Below are 26352 nucleotides of genomic sequence, written 5' to 3' on the forward strand. Positions count from 1 at the left end.
CTTTCAGTGGATGCGGACCGCTCAGTGCTGCTGGCGCTGCACATAGACCGCGAGCAGAATGATGCCGGCCTTGACGACCAGCGCGGCCGCGTCGGGCACCCCTTTGGCCAGCAGGGTATAGCGAATCAGCTGAATGATCAGCGCGCCCAGCAGGGTGCCGATCACCGTGGCGCGCCCGCCCGTGAGGGCCGTTCCCCCGACGGCCACGGCCGCGATGGCGTCAAGTTCCATGTTGAGGCCCACCTGGTTGGCGTCGCTGGACGAGTTGATGGCAATCACGATCAGGCCGGCCAGGCCCGCCAGCAGACCACTGATGGCGTACACCGCCAGTTTCACGCGCCCGACTGGCACTCCGGAAAGCCGTGCGGCTTTTTCGTTGCCGCCCACAGCCAGCACCTGCCGACCGAAGATGGTCCGCGCCATGATCCAGGCAAAAAGGGCCACGACCAGCAGCATCAGCACCACCTGAAAGGGAATGCCAAACGGGCGCCCCAGGCCGATGTACTGAAAGGCACCGTTGGAAAAGACCTGCAGATTGCCGTTGGTCATGACCTGCGCGATGCCGCGTCCCGCGATGAACAGAATCAGGGTGGCGATGAAGGGCTGAATGCCAAAACGTGAAACGAGTGCGCCGTTGAAGAGCCCGAAGGCGCCCGCGACCAGCACCGGCACCGTGAAGGCCAGCATCAGGCCCAGCACGGGATTGCCCAGCGGCGGGTTCATGAAGAGCATCGGCGCGAGGGCGCCCGCGATGGCCATCAGCGCGCCCACCGAAAGGTCGATGCCGCCTGTGGCGATCACCAGCGTCATGCCGACGCCGACGATCACGATGGTCGCGACCTGGGTCATGTTCACGTAAAAGGTCTGGGCAGTCAGAAAATTCGGGGTAAAGATCGCGTTGAACAGCACCAGCAGCACCAGCGCGACGAGGGCGCCCACAATCTGCCCGTTGCCGCGCCACCAGTTGTTGCGCCCGGCACGGGACCGCGGCAGTGAAGGAGCGGTTCCGGCATTCGGGTCAGGCATGCGCGCCTCCCTGAGAAGCCACAGAAGCCACACTCGCCCCTTCGCCGTGCGCCATGACCTGCATGATGGCGTCCTGCGAAAGTTCGGCGCGCGGCAGTTCGGCCACGGTGTGCCCGTCACGCAGCACGAACACGCGCGAGGCTCCTTCGGCCAGTTCCTCGAGTTCACTGGAGATCATCAGCACGCCCAGCCCGCCCTGCGCGAGCTCGCTGAGCAGCGCCTGAATTTCACCTTTGGCACCCACGTCGATGCCCCGGGTGGGTTCGTCGAGAATCAGCAGCTTGGGGTTGAGACACAGCCAGCGGGCGAGCAGCACCTTCTGCTGATTGCCGCCGGAGAGTTCACGAATCTTCTGGTCCGGTCCGCTGGTTTTGATGCCCAGACGCGCGATAAAGCGATCCACGATCTCGGCCTGCCGGGCGGCGTCCACGATGCCGGCGCGCGAAAGGGCGGGCAGCAGCGCCAGCGTCAGGTTCTCGCGCACGCTCATGTGCGGAATGATGCCCTCGGTCTTGCGGTCTTCCGAGCAGAAACCGATGCCGTGCCCGATCGCGTCGGCGGGAGCGTGCAGGTGAACGGGCCGTCCGTTCAGGTGAATCTCGCCGCCCTGCAGTTCGTCGGCACCGAACAGCGCGCGGGCCGTCTCGGTACGACCGGAGCCCAGCAGGCCCGCCAGGCCGACGATTTCTCCTGGGCGGACGTTCACGTGCGCGTTTCGCAGGGCGGGGCCCGTCTGAAGACCGCGCGCGTCGAGCAGCAGTTCGTCGCTGGTGGCCTGCGTCTGGGCGAAGGCGGTTTCACCTTGGCGGCGCAGTTCACCGATTTCCTTGCCGAGCATGCGCGCCACGAGCTCGAGTTTGCTGATCTCACGCATGTCGCGCTCGTCGACCGTGCGGCCGTCACGCATGATGGTGACGCGGTCGCATACCGCGTACAGTTCGTCGAGGCGGTGCGAGACGAAAATGACGCTGACACCGTCCTGCTTGAGCTGGCGAATCACGCCGAACAGCGTCTCGACTTCGCGCTCGTCAAGCGAGGAGGTCGGCTCGTCCATGATCACGAGGCGGCTCTGGAATGACACGGCGCGCGCGATGGCGACCATCTGCTGCACGGCAATGCTCTGCGCTCCAAGGGGCTCGGTGACGTCGACGTGAATATCGAAGCGCGCGAGCAACTGCCGCGACTCGGTGTGCATGCGCCGCCCGTCGATCAGGGGGCCGCGCCGGGGTTCACGCCCGAGAAAGATGTTCTCGGCCACCGAGCGGAAGCCCACCAGATTGACTTCCTGGTAGATGGTGCTGATGCCTCCCCGCTGGGCCGCGCCGGGCGAATGAAATTCCACTTCCTTTCCGGCGAGCCGGATGGAGCCATGGTCCTTGCGGTAGGCGCCGGTCAGCACCTTGATCATGGTGCTTTTGCCCGCCCCGTTCTGACCGATCAACGCGTGCACTTCGGCGCTTCCCACGCGGAGCGAGGCGTCCTGCAAGGCCAGGACACCCGGGAAGGTCTTGGTGATGTTTTCCATCACGAGCAGGGGTTCTGTCTCTGTCACAAAGCTCCTTGTGTTTCCAGGTGCGGACCGTTCCCGAGAAATGACCCGGCGGAGCAGATACGACCGGTGGTGCGGCCCGACGACACGGCGCAAAAGGCAGGTTCACGGTGTTCCTTTTCCGTGAACCTGCCCGAACTCAATCACCTGGTGATGGCCGCGGCCTCAGGGCACGCCCGGCTCAGTACGCCGAGGACAGCAGCTGCTTGGCGTTTTCGGCCGTGAATTCACGGTCCGGGTTGATGATCTTGGCAGGAATTTTCTTGCCGGCCGCGTAGGCAGCGAGGGTTTCGAACGCTTTGGGCCCGAACTTGGGGTTGCACTCGACGATGTAGTTGATCTTGCCGTCGGCGACCAGCTGCACCGCTTCGCGGCCTCCATCGATCGAGAGCACCATGACGTCCTTGCCGGGCTTCTTGCCGGCGGCTTCCAGCGCGGCGATGGCGCCGATGGCCATCTCGTCGTTGTGGGCATACACGACGTTCACGTCCGGATGGGCCTGCAGCAGGGTCTGCATGACCTGACGGCCCTTGTCGCGCGCGAAGTCTCCGGTCTGCGAAGCAAGGATCTTCATGCCCGCCTGACCTTTGATGGCGTTCTCGAAACCGGTGCGGCGGTCGTTGGCGGGGCTCGATCCGGTGGTGCCCTCAAGCTGAATGATCTTGGCCTGTCCGTTGGTTTTCTTGACCAGCCACTCGCCGACCCGGCGGCCCTCCTCGATGAAGTCCGAGCCGATGAAGGTCACGTAGTCGGTGCCGGCCTTGGCAAGCTTCTGATCGACGTTGCGGTCGAGCAGAATCACCGGAATACCGGCGGCGCGCGCTTTCTTGACGGCGGCGGCCAGGGGTTTTTCCTCACGCGGTGCCAGGAAGATCGCGTCGACGCGCTGGGCAATCATGCTGTCGACGTCGCTGACCTGCTTGGCCGCACTGCCGGCGGCGTCGGTGTACACCAGCTGGTGCCCCAGACGCTTGGCCTCGTCTTGCATGCTTTTGGTCTGCGCGAGGCGCCAGGGGTTGTTGCTTTCGGTCTGCGCGAAGCCGACCTTGTAAGTCTTTTTCTGGGCGAGTTTGGGCAGGCCCTGGGCGTAGGCGATGACCGGGGCGCCGACGGCGGCGGCGGCCAGAATGAGTGAAACAGCAGTTTTACGCTTCATGGGGAATCCTTTTTGCCTTGGTCGGGCGGCGAGAATGCGTGGAAATCAACACCGGCTCTGACATGCCGAAAATCACCGAAGGCGAAACGTTCGTGTCACGGACTGCTGTTTTCACTCCTTTCCCGATGTGGATCGGCGGCTGCGGCGCGGGCCCTCCCTCCCAGGATGGCGACTCCGCATCACCGATATAAACGTTTTCACCTGCCGAGCAGCCGCTCGCGGGCAAGCCAATCATGCATACTTTCGTTGTTTTCGTTGATTACGAATTCAAGCTAACTTGTTGCCCACTGTAAAGCAATCTTCATGTCTTAATAATTTCTTCATCTTGGCCGATGGGGGAAGTGGGCTGTACGCTGGACACAGGTTCACACGTTCATCCTGAATGTGCGGCAAAGCCGCACAGGCCACCTCACCGCAAGCCTCCCGAGGTACACCATGAAGGCACTGGTCTATGACGGTCCCTGGCAGATGCCGCTGCGCGATCACCCCTCGCCCGTTCCCCAGCAGGGCGAAGTACTGGTCCGCGTGCAGGCTGCCGGCATCTGTGGCTCGGACGTGCACGGTTTCACCGGGTCCACCGGGCGCCGCACCCCGGGCGTCGTGATGGGCCACGAATTCTGTGGTGTCATCGAAGCGCTGGGTGAGGAGACCGCAGACCGCACTCCAGGTGAGCGGGTGGTGGTGCAGCCGATCATCTCCTGCGCGCAGTGTGCCGAGTGCCTTGCCGGCCGCGCCAACTTGTGCCTGCAGCGCCGTGGTATCGGCTGGTCGGTCGATGGAGGTTACGCCGAACTGGTCCGAGTGCCCAGCCGCAACGCCTTGCCCCTCCCGAGTGAAATCAGCTGGCACGAAGGCGCCATGATCGAACCCCTCGCGGTTGCGCTGCACGCCGTGAATCTGACGCCACTCGATTTCGGGCAGACCGTGGTGGTGCTGGGCGCGGGGCCGATCGGCCTGCTGTGCGTGCTGGCCCTCAAGCTGCGCGGGGCCGGGCGCGTACTGGTCAGCGACCTGAGCGCGCACCGCCTGCAACTCGCGCGTCAACTGGGTGCCGACCTGACCCTGCCTGCCGACGGCGACCCGGTGAACGAGGTCCGGCGCCTGACCGGAAACCACGGCGCCGACGCCGTGCTGGAAGCCGTGGGCCTGGAGGTCACGGCCGCACAGTCGCTGCAGATGGTCCGCAATGGCGGCGCGGTCACCTGGGTCGGCAACTCCGCGCCCACGGTCAGGATTTCCATGCAGGAAATCGTGACGCGTGAAATCACCGTGCGGGGCGCTTACGCTTTCACGGCAGAATTCGCGGCCGCCATGACGCTGCTGCGTTCCGGACGGCTGAACCTTACCCCGCTGATCGAGCACGTCGCCCCGTTGCACGAGGGTCCGCAACTGGTGCGTGACCTTGCCCGAGGGCAGCTGGACGCCGTGAAGGTGGTGCTGGAACCGTGACCGGCGGGCGGGTTGGGTTTGCCATTCTGGGCCCGGGCAAAGTGGCCCATACGCACGCTGCCGCTCTTTCCCAGCTGCCTCATACCCACCTGAGGGCCGTGTGCGGACGTGACGCCGCGCGCACCGCGGCCTTCGCTCAGGCCTATGGCGCGCGGCCCTACACCGATTTGGAGGAGCTGCTCGGCCAATCTGACGTGCAGGCGATCATTTTGTGTACTCCACATCCACAGCACGCTTTACAGGCCGAGCTGGCGGCCCGCGCGGGCAAACACGTGCTGGTCGAGAAGCCGATGGCCCTGAGCGTCACGGACGCCGACCGCATGATCCGGGCGGCGCGTGAAAGCGGCGTCAAGCTCGGAGTGGTGAGTCAGCGGCGGCTGTACGAAAGCGTGCAGCGGGTCAGGCAGGCCATCGTGCGCGCCGCGCTGCAGCGTCCCGTTCTGGCCACGCTCAACCTGCTGGGCTGGCGTGGTCCCGAGTATTACGCCATGGACGCCTGGCGGGGCAGCTGGGCAGGTGAGGGCGGTGGTGTGCTGGTGAATCAGGCCGTGCACCAGCTCGATCTGCTGCAGTGGCTGATGGGAGAGGTGCAGGAACTCTCAGCCGACTGGGCCAACCTCAATCACCCGGAAATCGAAGTGGAGGACACGGCCGTGGCCACCCTGCGCTTTCGGAGCGGGGCGCTCGGCAGCATCGTGGTCAGCAATTCACAGCGTCCCGGCCTGTGGGGACGCCTGCACATTCACGGATCGAACGGCGCCTCGGTGGGCGTGCAGACCGACGGTGGCTCGAGTTTCGTGGCCGGCGTCACGCAGCAGGTCGAACCACCGCTCAACGATCTATGGACGGTGCCAGGCGAGGAAGCCCTGCTTGCCGGCTGGCAGGCGGCAGACCGGCAGCGCGCGCAGGATTTGGACGTGATGACCCACTACCACGCACTGCAGGTGTCCGATTTCGCCTCGGCCGTTCTGGAAGACCGCCCGCCGCTGGTGCCCGGTGAGGAAGGACGCAAGACGGTCGAGTTGATCGAGGCGATCTACCGGGCCGGCCGGACCCGCTCGTGGGTCCGTTTTCTCCTGAGCGACTGAACAGCAGGAACGCCCAAGGGAGCGGGCGTTCCTGCTGTTCAGAAGCGGATGTGGGACTGCGGCTCAGGCTTCGCCCATCATCAGGCCCTCGATGGTGTGGCCCTGCACGATGGGTTCGAGCTCGTCGACCAGCCGGTAGGTGAGGTGCTGCTTGACGTATTCGGGCAACTGCTCGAAGTAAGCCCGGCTGACCTGCAAATCGTGACGTTCGGCGTTGGTGGCGCCGGGCGCGTCCACGCCCAGGACCAGCACCGGGCGGGCCTTGTTGGAATGGTTGGCGGTGCCCCGGTGAATCGTGAGGGCCGAGCGCACCGAGATATCACCCATCTTGGGCATCTTGCGCTCGGCGCGTTCGAAGTAGCGCGGGTAAAACGACTTGGGCGGAAACATGCCGTGCTCGAATTCGCTGGCGTCGTCCCACTGGGTACCCGGAGCGATCTCGAACGGGCCCATGTCTTCGTAGACGTCGACGGTGGTGAGGTTGAAAGCGAGCGAGTTGAGGCGCCGTCCCACCACCGTGTCGTCGGGCGCGGGAAAGTCCCGGTGCCAGGGTTGATCGACCGCGCCGGGATTGGGCACGTCAAAGCCGATCTCCACGACCTTGTAGTGGGGGCCCAGCACCGCTTCGCAGACCGCCGTGACCCACGGGTGCGTCACGAGGTGTACGAAGCCGCGGATATCCTCGGGATGGATCTCCACGTAGTGGCGTTTGGGTCCGCGCCCCACGGCCCCCCCTGGGCGCTTGAGGGCTTCCTCGTAGAGCACCGCAATGTCCTCGCCGAGTTCCTGTACCCACTGACGCTCGAAGGCACCCTTCTGAGCGGTGATGCCGGGGCCGTACAGGGCGCCCATCACGCTGGCGACATCGAAGTCGGCGGGCGGCGCGATGACGGGGGTGACTTGCTCCTGGCTGGTGATGGTCATGCTGTTCTCCTTGAAGGTTGGCTTTGTCGCCAGCACACAGAACACCCCTTCGGCTGTCTGTGTGATCGAAAGAGGACCGACGTACCCGGTCATCAGAACTGACCCTGACGTGGCGAGCGAAATCGAGGATGCGGCGGTGAAACCGTGAAGCGGACCAACAGCGGGAGGGAGTGCCTGAGCTTCTTCAAGGCTATCAGCCGCTCCAGATAAGAAGCAACCGGTGGTCACTCAGGAAAGCCACTATTGTGTAAGCAGGAAAGCGCTTCAGGTCCGCCAGAGCCTGTGATCGGCCTCCCGGGCCTGTCCGCGCTGCCCTCGCCCTGTCAAGATGACGGGCGAGACATGAAACCCAACACCTTTCAGGAAGTGCGCACAGCAGGCCGCGTGGCCGTCGGTCACCTGCTGCTGGAATTCACCTCGCGTGGCGTGGCCAAGCTGTTGCAGTCCGCGCAGCTGGACTTCGTGCTGATCGACATGGAACACACCGCGCTCAGCAGCGCGGACGTCGCGAACCTCATCGCGTGGCTGAAAGCGACTCCCGTCACGCCGTTCGTGCGGGTGCCGAGCGCGCAGGCCCACTTCATTTCGCGCGTGCTCGATGCGGGGGCGCTGGGCGTGATGGTTCCCAACGTCACGGGCGCCGCCATGGCCCGCGACGTCGTGCAGGCCGCCAAGTACGCGCCGCAAGGACGGCGGGGCGTGCTGCTGGCCGGGGCCAACACCGATTTCCAGGTGGTCGACGCGGCCCAGTTCACGCGGCGTGCCAACGACAGCACCACCGTGATCTGCCAGATCGAAAGCCGCGAAGGACTGCGTGAAGTGCACGCGATCGCCGCGACGCCCGGGGTGGACGTGCTGCTCGTCGGTCCGGCCGACCTCGCGCATGATTTGGGAATCAGCGGCCAGTACGACCACCCCGAGTTTCTCGGGGCGCTTCGCATCGTGGCGGACGCGGCCCGCGAACGAGACCTCACCGCCGGTATCTTCGTCACCAACCTCGAACAGGCCCGCGCCTGGCGCATCCTGGGGTACGACATGATCGCCTACGGCGCCGACGTGCTGGTGTATCAGGCCGCCCTCAGTGCTGCCGTGAGCGCCCTGCGGGACCTGGATGAGGCACTTTCGGATTCCACGCGTTGCTGAGCCGCCCCAAGAAAGAATCAACGTCCACTCCAGGAACTTCGGGCGCAAAGAAGTAGCGTGAGGGGGCATGCCCGCTGCTTCCGATCAGACCTCCACCCCCGGCACCTGGCTGGTGTATACCGATGGAAGCTGCCGACACGAGCGGCGGCAGACGTTCTGCGGCTGGGCGGCGCGCGCCGTGCAGCCTGCCACGCGGCAAGTGCTTCAGGTGAGCGGCGCTGTGCCAGGCGGCGACTCGCTGTGGGCGGAAAGCGAAGCGATTCATGCCGGCCTGCGTCTGCTCCCGGCGGGCGCCAGCGCATTGCTGCACTCGGACCTCGAGCTGCAGGCGATCCAGGGCGCCTTGCGCTCACCGGCCGGTGAAGCGGCGCGCGCGCACCTCTGTGACGTGTTCGTACAGCCGGTGTTGCGCAACACCGGCGTGCATCAGGCGGCCATGCACCGCGCTTCACGGGCCGCCGAACAAGGGGCCCGTGAAGCCGAAACAAACTCACGACCGGGATCCGGCGTGCAGAACGCGGCCGCGGAAGCGCGTGAGCTGTCGCGGAGCGCCGCTTCCGGAGCGCCGCTTTCCCGCGCAGCCGGTGCGGCCCTTCCCGGTGTGCTCGAGCCCTGGAAACTGCGCCTGGAGGGCGTCCGTTTCCACCGGATCGGCGCCGAGGTGCGGGCGCAGTTGCAGCTGGACTGGCCCGAGGTGGAAGCCGGTGGCCGCAGTGAACGTGAAGCGCTGCAGCGCGCACTGCACACCCTGCTGACTCCCCTGGCGCGGGCGAGCATCGTGCACCTGCATCTTCCTGCCGCTTTACACGCTGACGTTTTGAGCGTGGTGCAGCGTTTTCCCACGGTGCAGCTGCAGCCGAGCGAAGGTGGCGATGCGGAGTAGGTTCAGGACCGCGTGGAGGGGTCCGCTCAGCGCTGAGCAAGGCTGGGCGCCGGGTAGAGCCGGGTGGCGTTGACCAGTCCGCCCAGCTGTCCCAGGTAAGGCGCGTTGGCGCTGAGTGCATCCAGACGCTCGGCCCCCCCGACGAGGCGTTCGGTAACCTCCCTCGGCGTGCGTCCCTCCGCCAGGGCCAGCGCAATGAGGCCCACCACTTGCGGGGTGGCGAAGGAGGTGCCGGTAACGTTGGTGGTCCCGCCTGGAAAGAGGGTGGCGACGCGCTCTCCGTTGGCATTCACCTCGGTGTTGCCGTAATTGCTGAAGCTGCTCTTGGTGCCCTGCGCATCGACGCTTCCGACGCTGACCAGCAGCGCAGCCTGTGGCGCTTCGGCTGCCGGATAGTCGGCGCTGGCGCGGTTCTGGTTCCCGACCGAGCTGACGACGATCACGCCGCGCGCCATCACGTTCTCGATGGCCGCGGTGATGACCGGCTTGCGTTGTGCGCAGCCCAGCGAGAGGTTGATGACGTTCGCGCCCTGATCGGCGGCGTACAGGATGGCGCGCGCCACGTTGTCCGAAGCGCCGCGCCCCTCGGCCGTCAGGACCCGCAGGGGCAGCAGACGGGCTCTGGGCGCGATCTGGTGAATGATGCCCGCCACGGCCGTGCCATGACCGGTGTAGCTTCCACCTTCTTCTTCGCCCGCGCCGCTTTGCCGCGTGATGAAGTCGTACGCGGCAGCGTGATTCAGGACACCCCGCAGATCGGGGTGCTCGGAATCGACGCCGGTGTCGAGAATGGCCACCGTGACGCCTTCACCCAGCCGGGGGCTCAGTTGCCGGGCAACCTGCAGCCGGATCTGTTCGAAGCGCAGGCGGTTGGCACTCGGTCCGAAGCCGCTCGGCCCGCTGGGCCGCCAGGGCGCGCTGCCCCAAAGGCTGGTCGCGACGCGCCACGAGGCTTCTCCGTGGATACGCATTTCCTCTGAGGTGACTGGTGAGGTCGTGCGGGCCACCGTGGCCGAAAAAAGGCTCAGCGCGACGAGCGCGGTCAGACGGGAAAGCGTGAAGGAGATGACGGGCGTCAAGGCAGTGCTCCTCGGTGAATTAGCTGAAGCTAAAATTAAGGTAACACAAAGACACCTTCATTTTTCTGAATTTTTATTGCGCGGGCCGCAGGGGTGTCAGGCGCCATAAAACCCAATATTAGTTGTGTGAGCGTGCAAGCTCATGACGCTGGGCTCAGCTGCTTCTGGAGAAGCAGCACAGAAAGGAACGTCTCAAATATGAGAATTCTTTAAAAGGATTCCCGCATGCCGGGTTGACCTTCCCAGCCCGGCACTTCACGGTGAAGGCCCAGGCTGCATTGGCCGCCCCCGGAGCCAGGCGCGCGGGCGGCACTCCTCATCGAGACGGCGAACGCGCTCATCCCGGAAGGCTCTACAATTGCCGTCGTGCCCCTTCGACTTGCACGGTATGTCGTTCGCGAGGTGCTTCCCTTGTATGCGGCCGGCTTCGCGGTGTTCTTGCTGCTCACCACGACCGATCTGATTTCCTCGATTGTCGGCGCCCTACTGCGCAACAATGCCTCATTCGCACTTGGCCTGGAGCTGTACCTGGCCCGCCTGCCGTTCCTGATCGGCTGGGTCCTGCCCCTCGCGGTGCCTTTTGCCATCCTGATCGGCTTCGGACGGCTCGCCAAGGACAGCGAACTCAAGGCCCTGGCGGCCGGCGGCGTGCGCCCGATCAGCACCCTCTGGCCGCTGGTATTGCTGGGTCTGCTGGTGAGCGCTTTTGGCTTTTACAACGCCAACGTGCTCACTCCTTCCGGGAATGTCCGCTTCAACGATGCCTGGACCCGCGTGTGGTTCAACGGCTCGCCCAACCCGCCCAGCCAGGACCTTTACACTTTCCGCTCGCAGAACGGTGACACGCTGTTTTATGCCGGACGGGTCCAGGGTGACCAGAACGATTCTGGCCGCGCGACGCTCAGCGGGGTGCTGATTCAGACGCCGACGGTCACCTACAGCGCGCAGACCGGCATCTGGGACGCGCGCCGCAAGGTCTGGGAATTTCGTTCGTACTGGGAAACGCGCTCCGACCGTCCGCCGGTCTTTCGCGCGGAAACCAGACGTGTCCGCCAGACCGACCTGCTGCGCCCGCCCAGCGCTCCTCCGGAACACCTGACGCTGGGTGAACTGCGTCAGCGTGCCCGCGACACCTCCCTCGACATTCGCGATCAGCGCTCGTACCGCTTCGAGCTGCAGCGGCGCTTCGCCGATCCCCTCACCGCGCTGGGGTTCGCGCTGGCCGCCGGCTCGCTGGGGTTGCTGCTGCGCAACCGCGCCTGGTCTTTTGCTGCCATCGTGCTGCTGATCTTCTCGTTCTACGTCGTGTGGAGCGCCATGCCGCAGCTGGTCAAGCTGGGCGCGGTGCCCGAAATGCTGGCCGCGTGGCTGCCCAACGTGCTGTTGCTGCTGACCTCGCTGATTGTTGCCCGGAGACTGCTGTGAGCCGCATCACCCGCTACATCCTGGGCGAGGTCACCCCCCTGCTCGCCGCCGGTCTGCTGGTTGCCGTGCTGCTTTACCTGCTGGCCGCCCTGTATGGCGTGCTGGCTCCCCTGCTGGCCAAAGGTGCCGCTCCACTGCTGGTGGCCAAACTGGCCGCCTACTCGATTCCGGAAGGCGTCTCGCGCGGACTGCCCATCGCGTTGCTCTTCGCGGTGCTGCTGGCCCTTTCCCGCCTTGCCTCGGACGCCGAGATCAAGAGCATGCTGGCCGCCGGACTTTCGCCTTACCGCCTGATGTGGCCTGCACTGGGCCTGGCGGCGTTGGTGGCCGTCGTCAGTTTCGCCAATTCCGAGACGCTGGTGCCGCGCGCTGCGCAAAAAAGCCTGTCCACCAGCCGTGAAATTCTGCTCGACAATCCGCGCGTGCTGGGCCTGGGTCAGGAAGGGACGGTGCTGCGCGACGCCTTCGGACGGGCCATCACGGTGGACCGGGTGCTGCCCGGTGGGCGTTTCGAGCGGGTCAGCGTGGTGCAGACGCAGCTGGCCAGCCCGGCGCGCGAGGTCATCACGGCCGCGCGTGGTGAGCTGCTGCCCGGCACGTCGGTGTTGAAACTGTACGACGGGCAGCGCGTGACGTTCCAGAACGCCCGTCCTTCCACGGTGGCGACGTTCGAGACGGCGCTGCTGCCCGTGCAGGATCTGCAGGCCACCCTGGACACCGGAGCCGGAAGTGTCCTGCCGGTGAATTTGCCCATCGGGGAACTGCTGGCCAAAGTGCAGACCCTGCGTCAGAACGGCTCGGATGCCAGCTTTGAACTGACGGCCCTGCACCGCAAGTTTGCAGAGCCGCTGGCCGCCTTGGCCTTTGCGTTTTTCGGGGTGGCGCTGGCGCTCTACACCTTCCGAACCGGGGGGGCGCTGGGACTGGTGTGGGTGCTGCTGCTCACCTTCGCGTATTACGCCACCTGGAGTGTCTTTCGGGTGTTGGGTGAGCAGGGCGCGCTCGCGCCGGCGCTGGCTGCCTGGGCGCCGGACGCCCTGTACCTGGTGGCGGGTGCGGTGCTGCTGGTGTTGGCCGAACGACGCTGAATTTCTGCGGAGCGGCAGGAACTTCAGTCCTGCCCGCCGTATCTGGACGATTCTGCTTGCCGAAACGCCGCAAAATTTGCTCGTCTCATACGCAAGGTTAATGAAACGAATCGGTGACGTGAAAACTGCGTTAACTCCCAGTCAAGGCGGTGGGGCGCCTCGTACACTTGGGGAACTGATGGAACACCCACCGCTCAACATCGTTGCCCTGCGCCTTTGTCACTGCCGTGCCGAAGCCGCCGCCTCCGAGGGTTCCCTTCACGTCGCCGTGCAAATGTACCGGGCCTGTCTCGAAGCCGCCGAGCGGCGCGAGGACGAGCAGGCCATCCAGTTTTTCGCCAGCAAGCTGAGCGTGTGCTACGAGCGCATGGGGCTGGGCGAGAAGGCCAGCAGTTTCAAGGCGCTGGCGAAAGCCTGAGCGACACCCACCCGGCGCTGCAGTTCATTCACAAGTCGCGTATTGCCCGCCGAACCCACACGAGGGGGCGCAGTACCAGGGTGTGCCCGGCTGGTCGTGTCCGAAAAGGAAAAGACCGCGTGATTCTGCGCGGCGTGTTACCAGCTGCTGGTCCAGATACCGTATAACAGAAAAGTTATGAGGCCTTCTCCTTCGTCCCAGCCGACCCTGAGCGTCATGATGCTGTGGCTGCTGGCCCTGTACGCCGCGCTGAGCGTCTACAGCGGCGTCGCCGCCGCCTGGCGCCAGGACTGGTGGCTGGCGGCCAGCCATGCTTTTCGCGTGGTGCTGATCGCCCTGGTGTTCTGGGAAAGCCGCAGTGGAAACGTGCCGATTCCGCTTGCGTGGCGGGCTTGGCTGGTGGGCCTGCGTTCGAAGGTGCAGTTCGAGTTGCGTACCCCCGGCGCACTCCAGAAGTGGGGATTCGGCGTAATGATCGCCTTGATCGTGCTGGCCATCGGTTTGCCCGCAGCCCTCGCGAACTTCGTGGTGAGCGCACTGGCCTTCTTGCTGCTGTTCGGCAGCATTGCCGCGCTGCCCGGCCCACGCCGCTCCTCGCGGGGCCCACGCCCGAAAGCGCCGCGCGGACCGCTCAACTAAGTCCCTTTCGCCGCCTGCACCAGTCGGCGCAAACTGACCTTCCGTCAAGGCAGGGGCCAGCGCACCGCGCCCTGCTGATCGGTACGCCACACCCGGACGCCGTGCGTCTGCAGACGCGCAAGTACCTCTTGGCTGGGATGGCCATAGGTGTTCCGACCGAGCGAAATCACCGCGTCTGGCGGTGAGGTCTCGTTCAGCAACATTTCACCCGTCGAGAAGCGCGAGCCATGGTGCGCGACCTTCAGAAGGTCGACCTCTCCGATGCCCAGGAGATCCTCCAGCGGGGCGGGTATGTCTCCCAGAAACACCGTGCGAAACCCGCGGTCTTGCAGCTTCACCACCACGCTGTTCTCGTTGTCCTTCGAGCTCCACGGTACGCCCTGGGGCCACAGCACGGTGAAGGTCGCGTCCTCCACCGTCAGCGAGTCGCCACGCCGCACCTCGCGCACCGGCACGTCCCGCTCACGCGCGGCTCGCAGCAGTTCGTGCAGTACCGGGTCGTCGGCGCGATGTCCGATCCACAGCTCGCCCACCGGCAGCAACCGCAGCACGCTCGTGAGCCCTTCGATATGATCCGCGTCCGCGTGCTACAAACGAGCGCGTCACATCCAACCCAAGCATCAAGCCAGCGGTTGGAAGTCAATGATCTCCACCGTGATCTCAGGCCGCGGCAGGTCCCGGCTGCGCGACAACCCCCGGCTCTCTCCGCGTGCCTGACCGACGACACCCAGCTCATCGAGGAATTCCGCGAGGTCGCGTCCTTTCGCACCGCGCACCAGCTGCGCGAGGTGTGAGAGGTCCGGCACGTCCGGCGCGCGGATCGGCAGGGGAGCGGGTGCGTTGAGGCGCTTCAGGCGGTCGCTGAGAATCTCGAACTGGCGTTCGTACGCGGCGCGGGTCACCTGGCCTTTCAGGCGCAGGTCGAGCAGTTCTTCGAGCATGGCGTTCACGTCCTGGCGTTCCTGCACGTGCGGGTCTTCCGGCAGGGGAGCGCCGAACGCCGCCTGGATGCGCAAGGGGTCATGTGGATTTTCGAGCAGGGCAGCGAGCGCTTCGACGTACGCGCGTTCGAGTTCATCGGTGCGCCACAGGCGGCGGCGTTTGCCGTTGGTGGGGCAGTGCTCGGTGTGGCGCACTTCCGGCAGGCAGGCGTAATACAGGTGCGGTGTGTAGTGCGCTTTGGCGCGTGGGGCGAACTGACCCACCAGGGCACTTCCGCACGTGCACACCAGGTGACCGGTGAGCGGGAACTTCTCGGGGTTCACGTGGGAACGCTGGCCGGCGTAGCCGCCTTGTGCGCGCTGCCAGTCTTCAGGACTGACGAGCGGCGGCACGGGAATGACGATGCGTTCGCGGTCCTGCCGGTAGATCAGTTCGCCTTTGTAGACCGGGTTGCGCAGGATGAGGTGCACCACGCCGCTCTCCCAGCTGGCTTTCTTGCCGCGCCGGGTGGGGTGGCCTTCTTCTTCGAGAGCCTTGGCGACGGCGCGCAAACTGAGTTTTTGGTTGCGCAGGTCGAACAGACGCCGGATGGTGCGGGCGCGTTCTTCATCCCAGACGGGGTAACCGTCATCGTCGATCTCCAGGCCGTACGGGCGACTGCTGCTGCCGAGGGGAATGCGGCCTTCGTTGGCGGCTTGCAAGCGGCCCATTTCGCTGCGTTCACGCATCTGCTCGATTTCAAGCAGGGCGATTTCACTGAGGACGACCAGCATGATGCGGCCGTACGGGCTGGTGGTGTCGATCTGCTCTTTGAGGAACACGATGCGCGCCCCGGCGTCGTGAATGCGTTCGACGAGCGCGAGGGTCTGCATGGCCCCTCCGCGGGCGAGGCGGCTGAGGGCGTACGTGGCGACGGTATCTCCCGGCTTGAGGGTGCTGAGCATCGCTTCGAGGCCGGGCCGGAGGTTGTGGCGTCCGCTGATCCCGGCGTCTTCGAAGATCAGGTTTTCGTCGAGGGGCAGGTTCTGGTAGGCGGCCCATTTTTGCAGTTCGGCTTTTTGGCCGGCGAGGCTGAAGCCATCATCGACCTGCTGTTGGGTGCTGACGCGAACGTAGGCCAGCAGGCGGGTGCTGGTGGGTTCAGGGGTGGATTTGGAGCGGCGGGTCACGACAACCTTTCAGTGCTGGTAGCTATCGAGCGGCTTTATAGGTCTGGTGACATCGTCCCATTGCAACGTCGGCCTTTGTATGTTTCGGGTCCAACTATTACGGCAGGTCTTGAGCCCGTCTATTGAGGTTGTCTTCGAGGCCGAACAACACGACGGATAACTTCAAGATGATGCTGGGCATCAGCAATGTCAGGTGCCAAAACGGTAGCGTCGTAGCACTCATAACGGGCGTCTTGGCTCAGCTGCTCAAGGTCCTTGTACGCCTCCTTTGCCGCCCGTGGAAATCCCTTATCGCGCAACAATCGACGAACTGTGCTGTGATCCGGAAAACTATCCTCACCACGTTCAGCGAGCCAAGCTCGTACCAAGTGAACAGCTTCGTAGTATCGAGATGTAATCGCCCAGTCCGGGAAACGCTGGTCGTCTACATCACTGATAAACCGTTCGTTGCTGTCCGCTTGGCCGTAATGCTCACTCGCCTGGGGCATGTTCACGCTCGCGCGTGAGACGAACTTCAACGGTGATGTCATGCTCGTCTTCGAGATCTGTCAGGGCACTCAGGATGCGTTGACGATCTTGGCGATTCCAGTGTTCACGAGGAATGTAGGCTGTCGCTGTGAGTGACTCGCCGTCAAACTGAACTGGTTCAAGGTGGCCGATATAGCCCAAGTCCTGGAATTCCTCCAGCTTGCCTTGAACGAGTTCTTGGATCATGTGTTCTGATGGTACTACCTGAACTCTTACAGCATCCCGAAAAGTGCCAAATTCGGCGTTGCTGGGTATGGCGATTGCAGTTGGAATACTCGTCCCAGACGGATATCGCTGCACTGCACGGAATGAAGGTTCGTCGTAGGCTTGAGTCGAGGTACGCAGGAGAGAGGCTACTCTCCCGTGCACGGTTGGCCTTATGGCAACCTGCGTGAAACGTTGGTTGTATCCCTCGTTACTCACGAACTTTCTTTGTTCATTTTTCGGCATGAGGGTCCTCGATCTCAGAGGGTTCAAGGGGGGGAATCCCAAGTCTTTGCATTTGCAGCGTGAGTCGGGCGTGCAATTGGCGCATGTCGTCAATGGGCATGGCTGCTCTGAAGATGACAGGGATTGTCACTGTGAGCTCCTTCTTTCCACTCTGCAGGAGGTCGCCAACCCTGAAGCTGTCGATTACCCCAAAGTCGAAGTAAACCATGCTTCCTGCAACATTGACATTCACTGCATTTGTGAACGTGATAGGTAAATCTGGCTTGGATTCGAAGCGCACATTCAGGGCTTTGCTTCCTTCTGGAACTGGGATCTGGGTGCGTCTTGTCATACTTCCTTTCAGTGCTGAAACTTGCAGCCGGGCCGAATGTGCGGTCAGTTCGCGGTAAAGGTGCCCAAGTACTTCCGGCTGTCGGGCAGGCAGAGCAGCTTGGCTTCTTCGAATACGACGTGTGGCTCTGGGATGCGGTCGTACAGCCAGAACGGCAGTTGGTAGTTGCAGCTGGTGATGTCGTGCACGTAGCTGCCGTACGTGAGGAAGGCCGCGCGGCGCTCGGTGATGTCCTGCCAGGCCCAGCGGCGCATGGCTGCTTCGATGCTGGCGCCACTGTGCGTGGTGAGGTAGATGATGGCGGCGGGTGTGTCGCCAAACCGGCGGTGGGCTTCGGTCAGCAGGGGGTGGGGCATGATCAGTTGTGCAGCGCCGAAGTTGACGAGTTGTTCGATGTGCTCTTTGATTTTCTTGCCGAGGCAGGCGTGTTCGTGTTGAATCAGGGTCTTGTACCCACCGCGGGCCATGAGGACGTGGATGATTTCATGGGCACTGTTGAAGAGGCGGCGGGGTCCGTTTTCGTCTCGTTTGACGTAGATGAATGCGGGGTCGCCACCGTAGGCCATGTTTTTACCGCCGATCCGGTACTCGATGTTGAGTTTCCGACACAGCGCTTGTGGGTCTGTTTCATATCCCGTGCGCTGGTGTTCGGTCTGAACGTAATTGAGGAAGTCGGCAATCAGGGCGTCCACATGGCCTCCGGTTACTTCGGGTTGATGTGTTTGGAGAGGTCGATGTAGACCTCGAGCCACTCTTCGGGGGTCTCTGGTTCGACGCGGTGGTCGATGTTGGTGAGGAGGCGCAACCAGCGGTCTTCGCCCATGTCGGCGTAGCGACTGCCGGGTTTTGCGAATCGTTCGATGGCTTCGCGGAGGCTGTCGGTCACTTCCAGGGGTGGGGGAGCAGTGACGTCGAGCTTGGTGGAGGCAGGGGAGACATCTTCGGGTGAGACGATCTTAAGCCCCGTGTTCGCTGCCCATTCTTCTGGGCTGATGCGTAGTGCCCGGCGCAGGGCATCCATCCGTTCGGGTCCCAGCGAAGAGAACGTCGCATGACCGCGCTCGATCTTCGAGAGATGGGACTGGCTGATTTTTGCACCGAGCTCGGCGGTCTTCGCCTCAATGTCCTCTTGCCGCATGTTGCGGTCCTGTCTTACCTCGCGCAGCCATTCACGCGGTTCGAGTTTCGTCGTCATAAACACGGCGCTCGCCAGGATTGGGGGTTGGTACGCCGGGCGCCATATTCCTGATTCCATGCCCGCATATACGTAATATTCCTAGGAAAGTTCCCAAAGGCCTTAAAGTATGAAACCCATATGGCCCATAGACAAAATGGGAATAGGAATATTACTATGTAGAGGTGAACAGGTTGAGGCAGGTAATGGATCAGCGCGGCCTATCGCTCGCAGAAATTGCCGCTGGAACCGGCTTGGACACTAAAACCGTCTGGCACGTGACTCAGGGCAAGAAGACCCAAAAAGCAACTCGCAAGGTCATCTCCCTTTTCCTGGCGATGCCCGAAGAGGATCTTTTTCCGATCTCGAATATTCAAAATCCCATATTCGAAGAACAGGAGGCCGTCGCATGACCTCGCCTCACCTCTCCAAGCGCGCCATCTGGCTCCTCGACTGGATGCGCCGCCAGGAAGCCAAACAGAACACCGCCAAAACCGCGCCGACCGCGCGTGATGGTCAGCCCGTCAAATCGGCGAGCTGAGACCACAAGAAGAGCCCGCGAGGTCAGAGTCGCGGGCGCCTGTAAGGAAAGGACTTCTCCATGCAGCATACCCCAACCATCCACGCGCGCTCAACCGTTCCCGGCGTCAAAACCGGCTGGGCGTACCGAGCTCACTTCATCGACCAGTGGGGCAACCACGGCACCTACGACACCAGCTACGGCAGCCACCCCAGCCTCGCCGCTGCCTGCGCCGCCATCGACGAGAAGCTCGACACGCCCAGCACCAAGCAGCTGCGCGTCCTCGCTTTGCAGGAAACCCGCGGGAACCGCAGCGGCCACCGCGCCAGCACCCTGCGCACTCAGGAAGTCACGAAAGGACGGACCGCATGACGCACTTCCTGCTCACCCGAGGCAGCAGCAACCACCTGTTTCCCGCCACGCTTCACAGCGCCCACAGCATCATGCGCGTCACCGGTATGGACGGACGCGAAGTGGGCGCGCTGATATCCCTCGCCCTGAAAGGGGAGACCCCGGAACTGTTCGGCTGGACGTTGCAGCTGTACGCCATCGCCCGCGTCGGTGGCCAGTCATGACCACCCTCGCCCGGAGTTTCAAGCGCGCGGCCGGTGTAGGCCTGCTGCCCGTCCTGCTCGCCCTGATCGGCCTCGTGGCGCTGGCAGGAGCCGTCTCGTTCCTGATCGCCTGGTCTGTCGGGGGAGAAGTCCGTGACGCCGTGTGGTTCTTCTCCCTCATGACCGTCGCGCTGATGTTCGGATGGGGTGTCGATCAACTCATGGACGGTGCCGCATGACCGCCATCGAGAAGCTGCATGACGGTATCGACCGTGAAGCGATCCTCCGGCACCTGAACCTCAACATGCGCGACCCTGCTGCGCAGGCCCTCGTCCTGGTGTGCGAGCGGTACAGCCTCGACCCGATCCTCAAGCACGCCGTGCTGATCCAGGGCCGCATGTACGTCACCCGGGATGGTCTGCTGCACGTCGCGCACGCCAGCGGGCAACTTGACGGCATCGAAGTGCTGGAGCAGGGTGAGACGGACACGCACTACACCGCGAAAGTCGCCGTGTACCGCAAGGACATGGGGCGCCCGTTCACCTATATCGGCCGTTTTCCGAAGTCGCAGCGCATGGCGAAAGAGTACGGCCCCGAGATGGCCGTGAAGTGCGGTGAGGTGATGGCCTTGCGCCGGGCGTTCGACGTGGCCCTCTGCGCTGCTGAGGAACGCTGGGACGAGGAAGCGCAACGTGACCTGACCGTGCAGGCACCACCTGCCCCACAACGCGCCATCGAAGCCCCGACGCAAGTGATGGATGCAGAAGTCATCTCCATGCCCGCTGACCAGCCCGAGAAGGCCACCAAAGGCCAGTTCGGTGCGATCAACGGGTACCTGCAGAGCCGCTTCGAGTTCACGGACGACGAACGGGCGCAGAAGCTCGACTTCCTGGCGTGGCTGCTGAGCCTGCCCGCGCTGGCGAGCAGCAAGGACCTCACGCAAGACCAGGCCAGAACGGTCCTGACCGTGCTGAGTGCCTGCAAGGAGCCGCAGGAGTTACTGGCGAACTGGCAGGCGTCTCGCCTGCTGGCAAATACGAACTGACAAAAAAAAGGGGCCGCGCCAACGGTCCCTCCATTCTCTTCCGATTGTTGTCGTCCCAGCCAACCACAGCCGAGGTCTTGCATGAATGATAAAAGTACGCTCCCTCTCGCGTCTGAGTTCCCAACAAAGACGCCCTATGAAAAACTTCACGCTCTGTTGAATTGCGCCGGTGAAGCGCAATGAAGCGCGGCGAGGAGACCTTGATGCCCAACTGGGCACTCGAAGCCTACGAGACCCTCACGCTCGCCAGTGACATCAAACTCCTGAACTACTTGGTGCGACACCGCCTCTACCGCGACAACACCTACAGCACCAAACAACTCGCCATCGCGCTTGAGATTGACCTGCGAACCACGCAGGCCGGACTCGCTCGACTGGCCGCCCTCGGGTACGTGCTGAGTGCGGATGGTCAGCACTGCGCGTGCAACGCTCTTGCAAAGCTTCCGCAACGCTCTTGCAAATCTACTCGCGTCGAAAGCGAAAAAAGCACGTCTGATACGGCTTCCAGTGACTCCCTGAATAAAGGAAGTAAGGAAGTAAGGAATAAAGAACAAAAACAACAGACACGCGCGGAGGAACCCGCGCCGGTTGTCGAGGTCCCCACCCCGAAGCCAGCCCGGAAAACCCCAGCGCTGCCTTCCGGGTTCCAGCTGATCTTCGCCTCCATCGCCCTGGCCTGCTACGGCGGCGCGGAAAACCTCACCAACGAAGCCCGTGGCCGGGTCGGCAAGGCCGCCAAGAGCCTCGCCACTGCCGGGTACAGCGACACGGACATTCCCCAGGTGGTCGCGTGGATCCGCACCAACGAAGCCTGGCGGTCCGGACCGCTCGCGCCTGCCACCCTCGCCGAGCGCGCCCCGGCCTGGAAGGCAGGGCTGAAAGGAAACCTGCCCCTCACGGGTCTCCCGGCCCGCAACCGCATCGACGCGGAGGACTGGAGCGACGTCGAAGCCGAACAGGAAGCCACCATTCAGCGCGCCCTCGCCGCAGTCGGAGGAACACGATGACTCAGGACACCTGCCAGGTCTGCCAGCAAACCCTCCGCACCGACCGCAGCTGCGACGCCGGCTGGATCGAAGTGGAACAGTACCCACCCGAACAGGGCCGCGCGCCCCTCGTCGCGCGTTGCCGGCAATGGGAAGCGCACCTCGCGGCGACCGCGCACGCCAGCGGCCTCGAAGCGTCCGGGCTCACGGACGCTGCGTACACCGCCAGCTGGAATGACCTCGACCTCACCAGCCGCGCCTGGCAGGCCGCGCACAGCATCGCCCGGCATGTTGAGGACGTCATCGAACGCGGTCTCAACGTCGTGCTGAGTGGCGTCACCGGCACCGGTAAGACGCACGCCGGTGTCCTGATCACCCGCGCCGCGATGGGAGGAGGAGCGACCGCCATGAAGCTCGACTGGTCCCGCTTCCTGGATGGCGTGCGGGATTCCTTCAACGACCGCACCCTCGAAAGCGAAGGTCAGCAACTCCAGCGCCTCGTCGCCGTGGACTTCCTGATGCTCGACGACATCGGCAGCGGAGACGCTGAGAACAACAGATTCAGCCTCACCCGCCTCGAGAAAGTCATCGGACGCCGCTACGACGCCGGGAAACCCACCCTGCTCACCGTGAACTTCAAACCGCAGCTGCTCGCGGAAGTCATCGGGGACCGCGCGGCCGGGCGCATCAAGGGCCGCGTGATGGAGATCAGCTTCACCACCAAGTACCGCGAGCACACCGAACGCCAGGAAGTCGCGGACCTCGTGAGTCGCCTGTGGGCGGGAGCGACCCGATGACCGGGCAGGCGTACCACACGGATGAAGCCATCGAGGAGCGCCGGAAGGCCCGCTCATGCCGTCAGCTCGCCGGACTCGCCGCGGCCATGATGCGCTACCAGCCCGCCAGTTACGCCGCGTGGGTGCAGGCCATCGCGGACGTCATGGCGATGAACCCGTACACCAAAGACAACGGCGTGCCCCTGGTCGACCGGGCGGAGAAAGCCCTCGGTCACGCCATCCGCCGGGGTTACGTCACCCAGACCCATGAAGGCTGGCGTTTCACCTGGAGGCAGGAGTGACCCTCTCTTACCAGCAGGTCGCACCCCTCCCGCTCGAGCAGGAAGCCGACCAGGTCGCGGAGATGCTCGCGCAACACGAACTGCAGGGCCTGGGGCTCGCTCGCAAGGTGTTCGCGTTACACGAACGCTTCCTGGATAGTCCTATCTCACGCGCGCAGGGCTTCAAACCGTGGCTGTGCGGACGGCGCACGGACATCAAGGAAGGCAGCATCAGTTACTTCCTCGATCAGGGTCGCGCGCTCGCGCAAGGCATCACCGCCCCGACCGCCACGGACCTCCGCGCGGCCGGTCAGTTGCTCGCGGGTGGGACCAGCGAAGCAGAAGTGCAGTCAGCAGTGAACTCCGGCAGCGTCCGTGAGCGCGCGCAATCCGCGCGTAACGGCGGCACTATCAGCGTGCCCGTCCCATTCGAAGCGCACCAGAGACTCAAAGCCATCCGCGATGAACTGCGCGCGGGCCTGAATGCCGAACTGCCGGAAATCACGAGCCTCTGCGTGGAATTCACGACCGAGCACGCCCGGCAGTTCGGCGCGTGGCTCAAGGAGCGAGGAGCATGACGCAAACGAACACCCTCACCACCCTGATCGACCCGCACGTCGTCGCGCTCCTCAAAGGCCGCCAGGTTCAACCCAGCCGGGCCTCCACCGAGTACTTCACGCGCCTGACGTACGCCGAACTCGGCAAGAGCGTCAAGAAAGCCACGGATTTCGCCGGGCGCCGCTACGACCACAACAAGAACAACATCGGCGCGGCGATTCTCGAGCACGGCATCACGACCGTGTTGATCCTGGCGCGCAAGGTCCACGAAGGCTGCCCGGTCAGTGAACTCGAAGCGACCTACGAAGAAGCCCGCTCGGTCGCGCAGGGCAACTACGAAGCCAGCGTCCTCGAGGAGACCACCGTGCGCGTCCCGGCGTACGTGGAGCAGGAAACGCTGGAGCTGCGGACCGCGATGGACATGGCCCTCGCTGGTGTGGAGGCCGTGCAAGCAGAAGCACGGGAACTCGAACGCCAGTTGCAGGCCGCCTCTGCCCAACTGGTCCGGGAACGCGAAGCGCACGCGCAGGAACTCGCGAAGCTTCGCGAGACGCTCTCCCGGGAGCGTCAGACGTTTATCACTCGCGAGCGCACTTTCAACGAGGAGCGCAGGCAACTGCAGCACGACCTCGGCACCCTGCGTGGAGTCGTGGCCAGCCTGAACCAGGAACTCGAAACGCTCACCGCGCCCACGGAGGCCAGCATGCCGAACACCCAAAACACCACCCTCGCACCCACGACGGCCCTCGAGCGCATGAGCTGGCACGCCTACCAGCAACGTGAGCGCGGACAGTCGCCGGACTTGTGGGAGTGGCGTCAGTTCGTCACGGACCACGCTGCCTTCTGCCGGCAGTACCTGCGCGAGCAAGCCAGCAGCCGCGCCGCTTGACCTGACCGGGGCAGCCTCAACCGTTGCCCCTGCTTTTCGCCCTCCACATGAGGTTTTTCACAGAATGGAGTAAAGGCATGCCCGAACTGTTCTTAATCCTGATCGCCCTGAACGTCATCCTCTTCAGTCTCGCTGTCAGTGCCGACACCCGCGCCCGTAAAGCCGAACGCCTCGCCCAGCGGCAAGCCGCGCGGATCAGCACCCTCGAACAGCAAGTCCTCCCCAAACGCGACCACTGGGGAGCGGGCCGATGACACGGTACACCCCGCCCACCATCCTCCAGCGCGCTCAGGGTCTCGTCCAGCGTGACCGCGCCCGCCAGCAACTCCAGAAGCAGACCGACAAAGGCATCAGCAAGTACGGCCAGACGCTCGACACCTACCCGGGTGATTACGCGACCGTACTGCAGCACGCCCTGGAGGAAGCTGCGGACCTCACCCAGTATCTGCTGCGCGCCGCCGACCTGGCGCCTGATGGGCACATGCAGGCGACCTTGATGTGCATCGGGCGCAGTGTTGCGCGTGACTTCGACGACCTCGCCTGGCTGCTCGACGTGGAAGCGGAGGCCATCTGATGATCACCCCGGCTGCCAAACGGATCCTCGCGCACCTCCAGGCGCATCCCCATGGGGACAGCATCACTGGCATCGCTGACGCCGTGCGGATCACCCAGGGTTGCGCCAGCCAACTCGTCCGGGACCTCGATCGCGAAGGACGCGTGAACAAACGCCGCTCCGCCTTCGGTCAGGGCGTCATCGTCACACTCGCCAGCGCGACCCCCAAGCCTCCCGAGGAGACTGTCCGTTCACGCCTGCAACTCGTGCGGGAGCACTTCGCCGACCCGATCGTGGAACTCACCCGCCAGGAAGCCGCTCAACTCATCCCCGGCTGCTCACCGGTCGTGCTGCAGACCCTTCTGAACGAAGGCTACCTGCGCCTCGATAAGACCACCTGCGGAGCGCGCGTGTACCGACGGGCGGTGAACGTATGAGCGAAGCGCACCTGCAATCCCGCGTGGTGTTCCTGCTCGAGCTCGCCGGCTGGCTCGTGATGGAAGCAGACCGGGCCAGCATGGGCAAAACGAAACACAAAGGCGCGTTCTTCGTGGGGTTCTGCGACGTTCTCGCCGTGAAAGGTGAACGCGCGATCCTGCTGGAACTCAAGACGCTCAAAGGCAAGATGCGCGAGGCGCAACTCGCCTTCCGCACCCGAGCCGCGGCGTGCGGCATCACCGTCCACGAAATCCGTGATGAGCAGCAGGTCGTGGCGCTCCTGCACACCCGCGCCCGGCATCAGCACGCCCTCGCGTCTCAGGAGGTCTACCAGCCATGACCACCGTACCTTGCCCTTCGTGCGGCCTGGATTGCCGGGTCGCGCACGCCTATCGTGACGGTGACCTCGCCCGGTGCGGCAACTGCAGGCAGTACGTCATCATCCGCCGTCAGAACGGCACCCTCACCCTGCAGCCCGTCAAGGTCACCCCATGATGGCCCTCGTGCTGTACCCGGAAGCGAAAGACAGGCAGGAACTCGAAGCCCAGCTCGACCGGGTCTTCGCACCCAGCTTGCAAAGCACCTGCCGGCACTGCAACGGCCCCCTCACCGAACTGCAGTTCGGCCATTACAGATGCCAGCCTTGCGCCCTCCGGAAAGGAAAACGCCCATGACCCAAACCCTCGCCCGCTTCACAGGAGGCTTCATGGCTCCCCAGCCCACCGTGCCCAGCAATACTTACGACCTCCTGTGGCGAGCGCTCGTCATTCAGACCATGACGCGCGTCAGCAACGGCGAGGGATACCCCATCACCCGCCCGAACGCCACGTACGGCACCCCGGGTGAATCCCGCGGCTTTCCACAGTGGGAAGTCATCAACCTGTACGTCACGCATCCCGCCCGCCAAGGCAGCCTGCTCCTGACGTGCGGTTGCCGGTATGACCTCACCCGCGTCCGTTACTCCGCCGCGCTGAGTCACCTCACGCAGCAGGAACGCACCCTCATCGCTCTGCACCAGCAAGGCATCGTCGGGGATAACGCCGCCTTCGAAGCGTACGAAGCGCTGCTGCACTCCCTGGGGCTTGACATCGAAGTGCTCAGCGTCAGCGAATACACGCCACGCGCACAACCCGGCATCCTCGAGGCGGAATGCGTGCCCGTCAGTGAGCTCATCACCCACTCCGCCAAACGCACAAAAGTAAAGCTTTCTTAAACGCACTTACCCGCAACCTGAAGGAAACTTGAAAAGCTTGACAAGACACCTTAAGATTGTGGTATCAGTCAGCACTGA

38 protein-coding genes are annotated in these 26352 nt (G+C 64.0%); 26 read left to right on the plus strand and 12 right to left on the minus strand.

The features are described from left to right. Window positions 1-21 precede the first annotated feature (21 nt). From DEIPE_RS09910 to DEIPE_RS09920, 3 genes are all read right to left on the minus strand, one after another. Window positions 22-1026, minus strand: a complete 1005-nt coding sequence (locus DEIPE_RS09910) for an ABC transporter permease (protein WP_015235828.1) — start codon at window positions 1024-1026, stop codon at window positions 22-24. Beyond that, window positions 1019-2578, minus strand: coding sequence for a sugar ABC transporter ATP-binding protein (locus tag DEIPE_RS09915; RefSeq protein WP_015235829.1), 1560 nt, complete (start codon window positions 2576-2578; stop codon window positions 1019-1021). Before DEIPE_RS09915 ends, DEIPE_RS09910 begins: the two co-directional genes overlap by 8 nt. Window positions 2579-2756: 178 nt before the next feature. Continuing rightward, entirely contained in the window at window positions 2757-3731 is a 975-nt protein-coding gene (locus tag DEIPE_RS09920) for an ABC transporter substrate-binding protein (protein WP_015235830.1), read from the minus strand. Between the two features lie 435 nt (window positions 3732-4166). Between DEIPE_RS09920 and DEIPE_RS09925 the strand changes: the two genes are divergently transcribed. Together DEIPE_RS09925 and DEIPE_RS09930 are read left to right on the plus strand one after the other, a co-directional pair. Next, the gene (locus DEIPE_RS09925; RefSeq protein ID WP_015235831.1) at window positions 4167-5180 is read left to right on the plus strand and encodes a zinc-dependent alcohol dehydrogenase; all 1014 of its coding nucleotides are present in this window, start codon (window positions 4167-4169) and stop codon (window positions 5178-5180) included. Further along, a complete protein-coding gene (locus DEIPE_RS09930; RefSeq protein ID WP_015235832.1) occupies window positions 5177-6268 on the plus strand; it encodes a Gfo/Idh/MocA family protein in 1092 nt (363 codons plus the stop codon). The genes DEIPE_RS09925 and DEIPE_RS09930 overlap by 4 nt, the downstream gene beginning before the upstream one ends. 63 nt (window positions 6269-6331) lie before the next feature. Here DEIPE_RS09930 and DEIPE_RS09935 read toward each other — a convergent pair whose 3' ends face one another. Next, window positions 6332-7192, minus strand: coding sequence for a phytanoyl-CoA dioxygenase family protein (locus tag DEIPE_RS09935; protein WP_052326679.1), 861 nt, complete (start codon window positions 7190-7192; stop codon window positions 6332-6334). Window positions 7193-7534: 342 nt separating this feature from the next. On the opposite strand from DEIPE_RS09935, the gene DEIPE_RS09940 reads away from it, so the two are divergent. Together DEIPE_RS09940 and DEIPE_RS09945 are read left to right on the plus strand one after the other, a co-directional pair. After that, window positions 7535-8335: an HpcH/HpaI aldolase family protein gene (locus DEIPE_RS09940; RefSeq protein ID WP_015235834.1), complete on the plus strand. Its 801-nt coding sequence runs from the start codon at window positions 7535-7537 to the stop codon at window positions 8333-8335. Window positions 8336-8402: 67 nt separating this feature from the next. Further along, a complete protein-coding gene (locus tag DEIPE_RS09945) occupies window positions 8403-9218 on the plus strand; it encodes a hypothetical protein (RefSeq protein ID WP_015235835.1) in 816 nt (271 codons plus the stop codon). Window positions 9219-9244: 26 nt separating this feature from the next. Here the strand turns inward: DEIPE_RS09945 and DEIPE_RS09950 are convergent, their stop codons facing one another. Further along, on the minus strand, window positions 9245-10297 hold the full coding sequence (locus DEIPE_RS09950) for a S8 family serine peptidase (protein WP_015235836.1): 1053 nt from the start codon (window positions 10295-10297) through the stop codon (window positions 9245-9247). Window positions 10298-10663: 366 nt separating this feature from the next. Here DEIPE_RS09950 and DEIPE_RS09955 point away from each other — a divergent pair, with 366 nt between their 5' ends. The 4 genes from DEIPE_RS09955 to DEIPE_RS09970 all read left to right on the plus strand — a co-directional run bounded on the left by DEIPE_RS09955 (window position 10664) and on the right by DEIPE_RS09970 (window position 13867). After that, window positions 10664-11722: an LptF/LptG family permease gene (locus tag DEIPE_RS09955; RefSeq protein ID WP_041230821.1), complete on the plus strand. Its 1059-nt coding sequence runs from the start codon at window positions 10664-10666 to the stop codon at window positions 11720-11722. Continuing rightward, window positions 11719-12810: an LptF/LptG family permease gene (locus DEIPE_RS09960; RefSeq protein ID WP_015235838.1), complete on the plus strand. Its 1092-nt coding sequence runs from the start codon at window positions 11719-11721 to the stop codon at window positions 12808-12810. The genes DEIPE_RS09955 and DEIPE_RS09960 overlap by 4 nt, the downstream gene beginning before the upstream one ends. 178 nt (window positions 12811-12988) lie before the next feature. Then, window positions 12989-13228, plus strand: coding sequence for a hypothetical protein (locus DEIPE_RS09965; RefSeq protein ID WP_015235839.1), 240 nt, complete (start codon window positions 12989-12991; stop codon window positions 13226-13228). A 177-nt stretch (window positions 13229-13405) separates the two neighbouring features. Next, complete coding sequence (locus DEIPE_RS09970; protein ID WP_157448832.1) at window positions 13406-13867, plus strand: hypothetical protein; 462 nt, start codon at window positions 13406-13408, stop codon at window positions 13865-13867. 44 nt (window positions 13868-13911) lie between these two features. Here the strand turns inward: DEIPE_RS09970 and DEIPE_RS09975 are convergent, their stop codons facing one another. From DEIPE_RS09975 to DEIPE_RS22205, 7 genes are all read right to left on the minus strand, one after another. After that, window positions 13912-14418, minus strand: coding sequence for a ComEC/Rec2 family competence protein (locus tag DEIPE_RS09975; RefSeq protein WP_041230823.1), 507 nt, complete (start codon window positions 14416-14418; stop codon window positions 13912-13914). A gap of 69 nt (window positions 14419-14487) precedes the next feature. Then, the gene (locus DEIPE_RS09980; RefSeq protein ID WP_015235841.1) at window positions 14488-15978 is read right to left on the minus strand and encodes a recombinase family protein; all 1491 of its coding nucleotides are present in this window, start codon (window positions 15976-15978) and stop codon (window positions 14488-14490) included. Window positions 15979-16097: 119 nt separating this feature from the next. Continuing rightward, complete coding sequence (locus tag DEIPE_RS25525; protein ID WP_083865788.1) at window positions 16098-16508, minus strand: HEPN domain-containing protein; 411 nt, start codon at window positions 16506-16508, stop codon at window positions 16098-16100. Beyond that, entirely contained in the window at window positions 16450-16692 is a 243-nt protein-coding gene (locus DEIPE_RS23940) for a hypothetical protein (protein ID WP_015235842.1), read from the minus strand. Before DEIPE_RS23940 ends, DEIPE_RS25525 begins: the two co-directional genes overlap by 59 nt. Before the next feature lie 250 nt (window positions 16693-16942). Next, window positions 16943-17287 (minus strand): hypothetical protein, encoded by a 345-nt coding sequence (locus DEIPE_RS23945; RefSeq protein WP_015235843.1) that lies wholly within the window; start codon window positions 17285-17287, stop codon window positions 16943-16945. 44 nt (window positions 17288-17331) lie between these two features. Then, complete coding sequence (locus DEIPE_RS09995) at window positions 17332-17979, minus strand: ImmA/IrrE family metallo-endopeptidase (protein WP_015235844.1); 648 nt, start codon at window positions 17977-17979, stop codon at window positions 17332-17334. Window positions 17980-17990: 11 nt separating this feature from the next. Beyond that, window positions 17991-18482, minus strand: a complete 492-nt coding sequence (locus DEIPE_RS22205) for a helix-turn-helix domain-containing protein (RefSeq protein WP_052326681.1) — start codon at window positions 18480-18482, stop codon at window positions 17991-17993. Between the two features lie 185 nt (window positions 18483-18667). Between DEIPE_RS22205 and DEIPE_RS10005 the strand changes: the two genes are divergently transcribed. From DEIPE_RS10005 to DEIPE_RS10075, 18 genes are all read left to right on the plus strand, one after another. Beyond that, the gene (locus tag DEIPE_RS10005; protein ID WP_015235846.1) at window positions 18668-18874 is read left to right on the plus strand and encodes a hypothetical protein; all 207 of its coding nucleotides are present in this window, start codon (window positions 18668-18670) and stop codon (window positions 18872-18874) included. Beyond that, on the plus strand, window positions 18871-19002 hold the full coding sequence (locus DEIPE_RS25270; protein WP_015235847.1) for a hypothetical protein: 132 nt from the start codon (window positions 18871-18873) through the stop codon (window positions 19000-19002). Before DEIPE_RS10005 ends, DEIPE_RS25270 begins: the two co-directional genes overlap by 4 nt. Window positions 19003-19062: 60 nt before the next feature. Then, complete coding sequence (locus DEIPE_RS10010) at window positions 19063-19353, plus strand: hypothetical protein (protein ID WP_015235848.1); 291 nt, start codon at window positions 19063-19065, stop codon at window positions 19351-19353. Continuing rightward, entirely contained in the window at window positions 19350-19556 is a 207-nt protein-coding gene (locus DEIPE_RS10015; protein ID WP_015235849.1) for a hypothetical protein, read from the plus strand. The genes DEIPE_RS10010 and DEIPE_RS10015 overlap by 4 nt, the downstream gene beginning before the upstream one ends. Continuing rightward, window positions 19553-19774 carry a hypothetical protein gene (locus DEIPE_RS10020; protein WP_015235850.1) on the plus strand — a complete coding sequence of 74 codons (222 nt, stop codon included), beginning with the start codon at window positions 19553-19555 and terminating at the stop codon, window positions 19772-19774. The genes DEIPE_RS10015 and DEIPE_RS10020 overlap by 4 nt, the downstream gene beginning before the upstream one ends. After that, complete coding sequence (locus DEIPE_RS10025) at window positions 19771-20580, plus strand: recombinase family protein (protein ID WP_015235851.1); 810 nt, start codon at window positions 19771-19773, stop codon at window positions 20578-20580. The genes DEIPE_RS10020 and DEIPE_RS10025 overlap by 4 nt, the downstream gene beginning before the upstream one ends. 203 nt (window positions 20581-20783) lie before the next feature. Continuing rightward, a complete protein-coding gene (locus tag DEIPE_RS10030; RefSeq protein ID WP_015235852.1) occupies window positions 20784-21587 on the plus strand; it encodes a hypothetical protein in 804 nt (267 codons plus the stop codon). Next, window positions 21584-22363: an ATP-binding protein gene (locus DEIPE_RS10035; protein WP_015235853.1), complete on the plus strand. Its 780-nt coding sequence runs from the start codon at window positions 21584-21586 to the stop codon at window positions 22361-22363. The genes DEIPE_RS10030 and DEIPE_RS10035 overlap by 4 nt, the downstream gene beginning before the upstream one ends. Beyond that, entirely contained in the window at window positions 22360-22644 is a 285-nt protein-coding gene (locus DEIPE_RS10040) for a hypothetical protein (RefSeq protein ID WP_015235854.1), read from the plus strand. Before DEIPE_RS10035 ends, DEIPE_RS10040 begins: the two co-directional genes overlap by 4 nt. Beyond that, window positions 22641-23201, plus strand: coding sequence for a hypothetical protein (locus DEIPE_RS10045; RefSeq protein ID WP_015235855.1), 561 nt, complete (start codon window positions 22641-22643; stop codon window positions 23199-23201). Before DEIPE_RS10040 ends, DEIPE_RS10045 begins: the two co-directional genes overlap by 4 nt. Then, window positions 23198-24070: a hypothetical protein gene (locus DEIPE_RS10050; protein WP_015235856.1), complete on the plus strand. Its 873-nt coding sequence runs from the start codon at window positions 23198-23200 to the stop codon at window positions 24068-24070. The genes DEIPE_RS10045 and DEIPE_RS10050 overlap by 4 nt, the downstream gene beginning before the upstream one ends. Before the next feature lie 77 nt (window positions 24071-24147). Further along, window positions 24148-24324 carry a hypothetical protein gene (locus DEIPE_RS24490; RefSeq protein WP_015235857.1) on the plus strand — a complete coding sequence of 59 codons (177 nt, stop codon included), beginning with the start codon at window positions 24148-24150 and terminating at the stop codon, window positions 24322-24324. After that, on the plus strand, window positions 24321-24644 hold the full coding sequence (locus tag DEIPE_RS10055) for a hypothetical protein (protein ID WP_015235858.1): 324 nt from the start codon (window positions 24321-24323) through the stop codon (window positions 24642-24644). Before DEIPE_RS24490 ends, DEIPE_RS10055 begins: the two co-directional genes overlap by 4 nt. Next, a complete protein-coding gene (locus DEIPE_RS10060; protein WP_015235859.1) occupies window positions 24644-25060 on the plus strand; it encodes a MarR family transcriptional regulator in 417 nt (138 codons plus the stop codon). The genes DEIPE_RS10055 and DEIPE_RS10060 overlap by 1 nt, the downstream gene beginning before the upstream one ends. Next, window positions 25057-25401: a VRR-NUC domain-containing protein gene (locus DEIPE_RS10065; RefSeq protein ID WP_015235860.1), complete on the plus strand. Its 345-nt coding sequence runs from the start codon at window positions 25057-25059 to the stop codon at window positions 25399-25401. Before DEIPE_RS10060 ends, DEIPE_RS10065 begins: the two co-directional genes overlap by 4 nt. Beyond that, the gene (locus DEIPE_RS23950) at window positions 25398-25556 is read left to right on the plus strand and encodes a hypothetical protein (RefSeq protein WP_015235861.1); all 159 of its coding nucleotides are present in this window, start codon (window positions 25398-25400) and stop codon (window positions 25554-25556) included. The genes DEIPE_RS10065 and DEIPE_RS23950 overlap by 4 nt, the downstream gene beginning before the upstream one ends. Beyond that, on the plus strand, window positions 25553-25735 hold the full coding sequence (locus DEIPE_RS10070; RefSeq protein WP_015235862.1) for a hypothetical protein: 183 nt from the start codon (window positions 25553-25555) through the stop codon (window positions 25733-25735). Before DEIPE_RS23950 ends, DEIPE_RS10070 begins: the two co-directional genes overlap by 4 nt. Continuing rightward, window positions 25732-26274 carry a hypothetical protein gene (locus tag DEIPE_RS10075; RefSeq protein WP_041230826.1) on the plus strand — a complete coding sequence of 181 codons (543 nt, stop codon included), beginning with the start codon at window positions 25732-25734 and terminating at the stop codon, window positions 26272-26274. Before DEIPE_RS10070 ends, DEIPE_RS10075 begins: the two co-directional genes overlap by 4 nt. Window positions 26275-26352 lie beyond the last annotated feature (78 nt).

The organism is Deinococcus peraridilitoris DSM 19664 (assembly GCF_000317835.1).
Classification (GTDB): domain Bacteria; phylum Deinococcota; class Deinococci; order Deinococcales; family Deinococcaceae; genus Deinococcus_A; species Deinococcus_A peraridilitoris.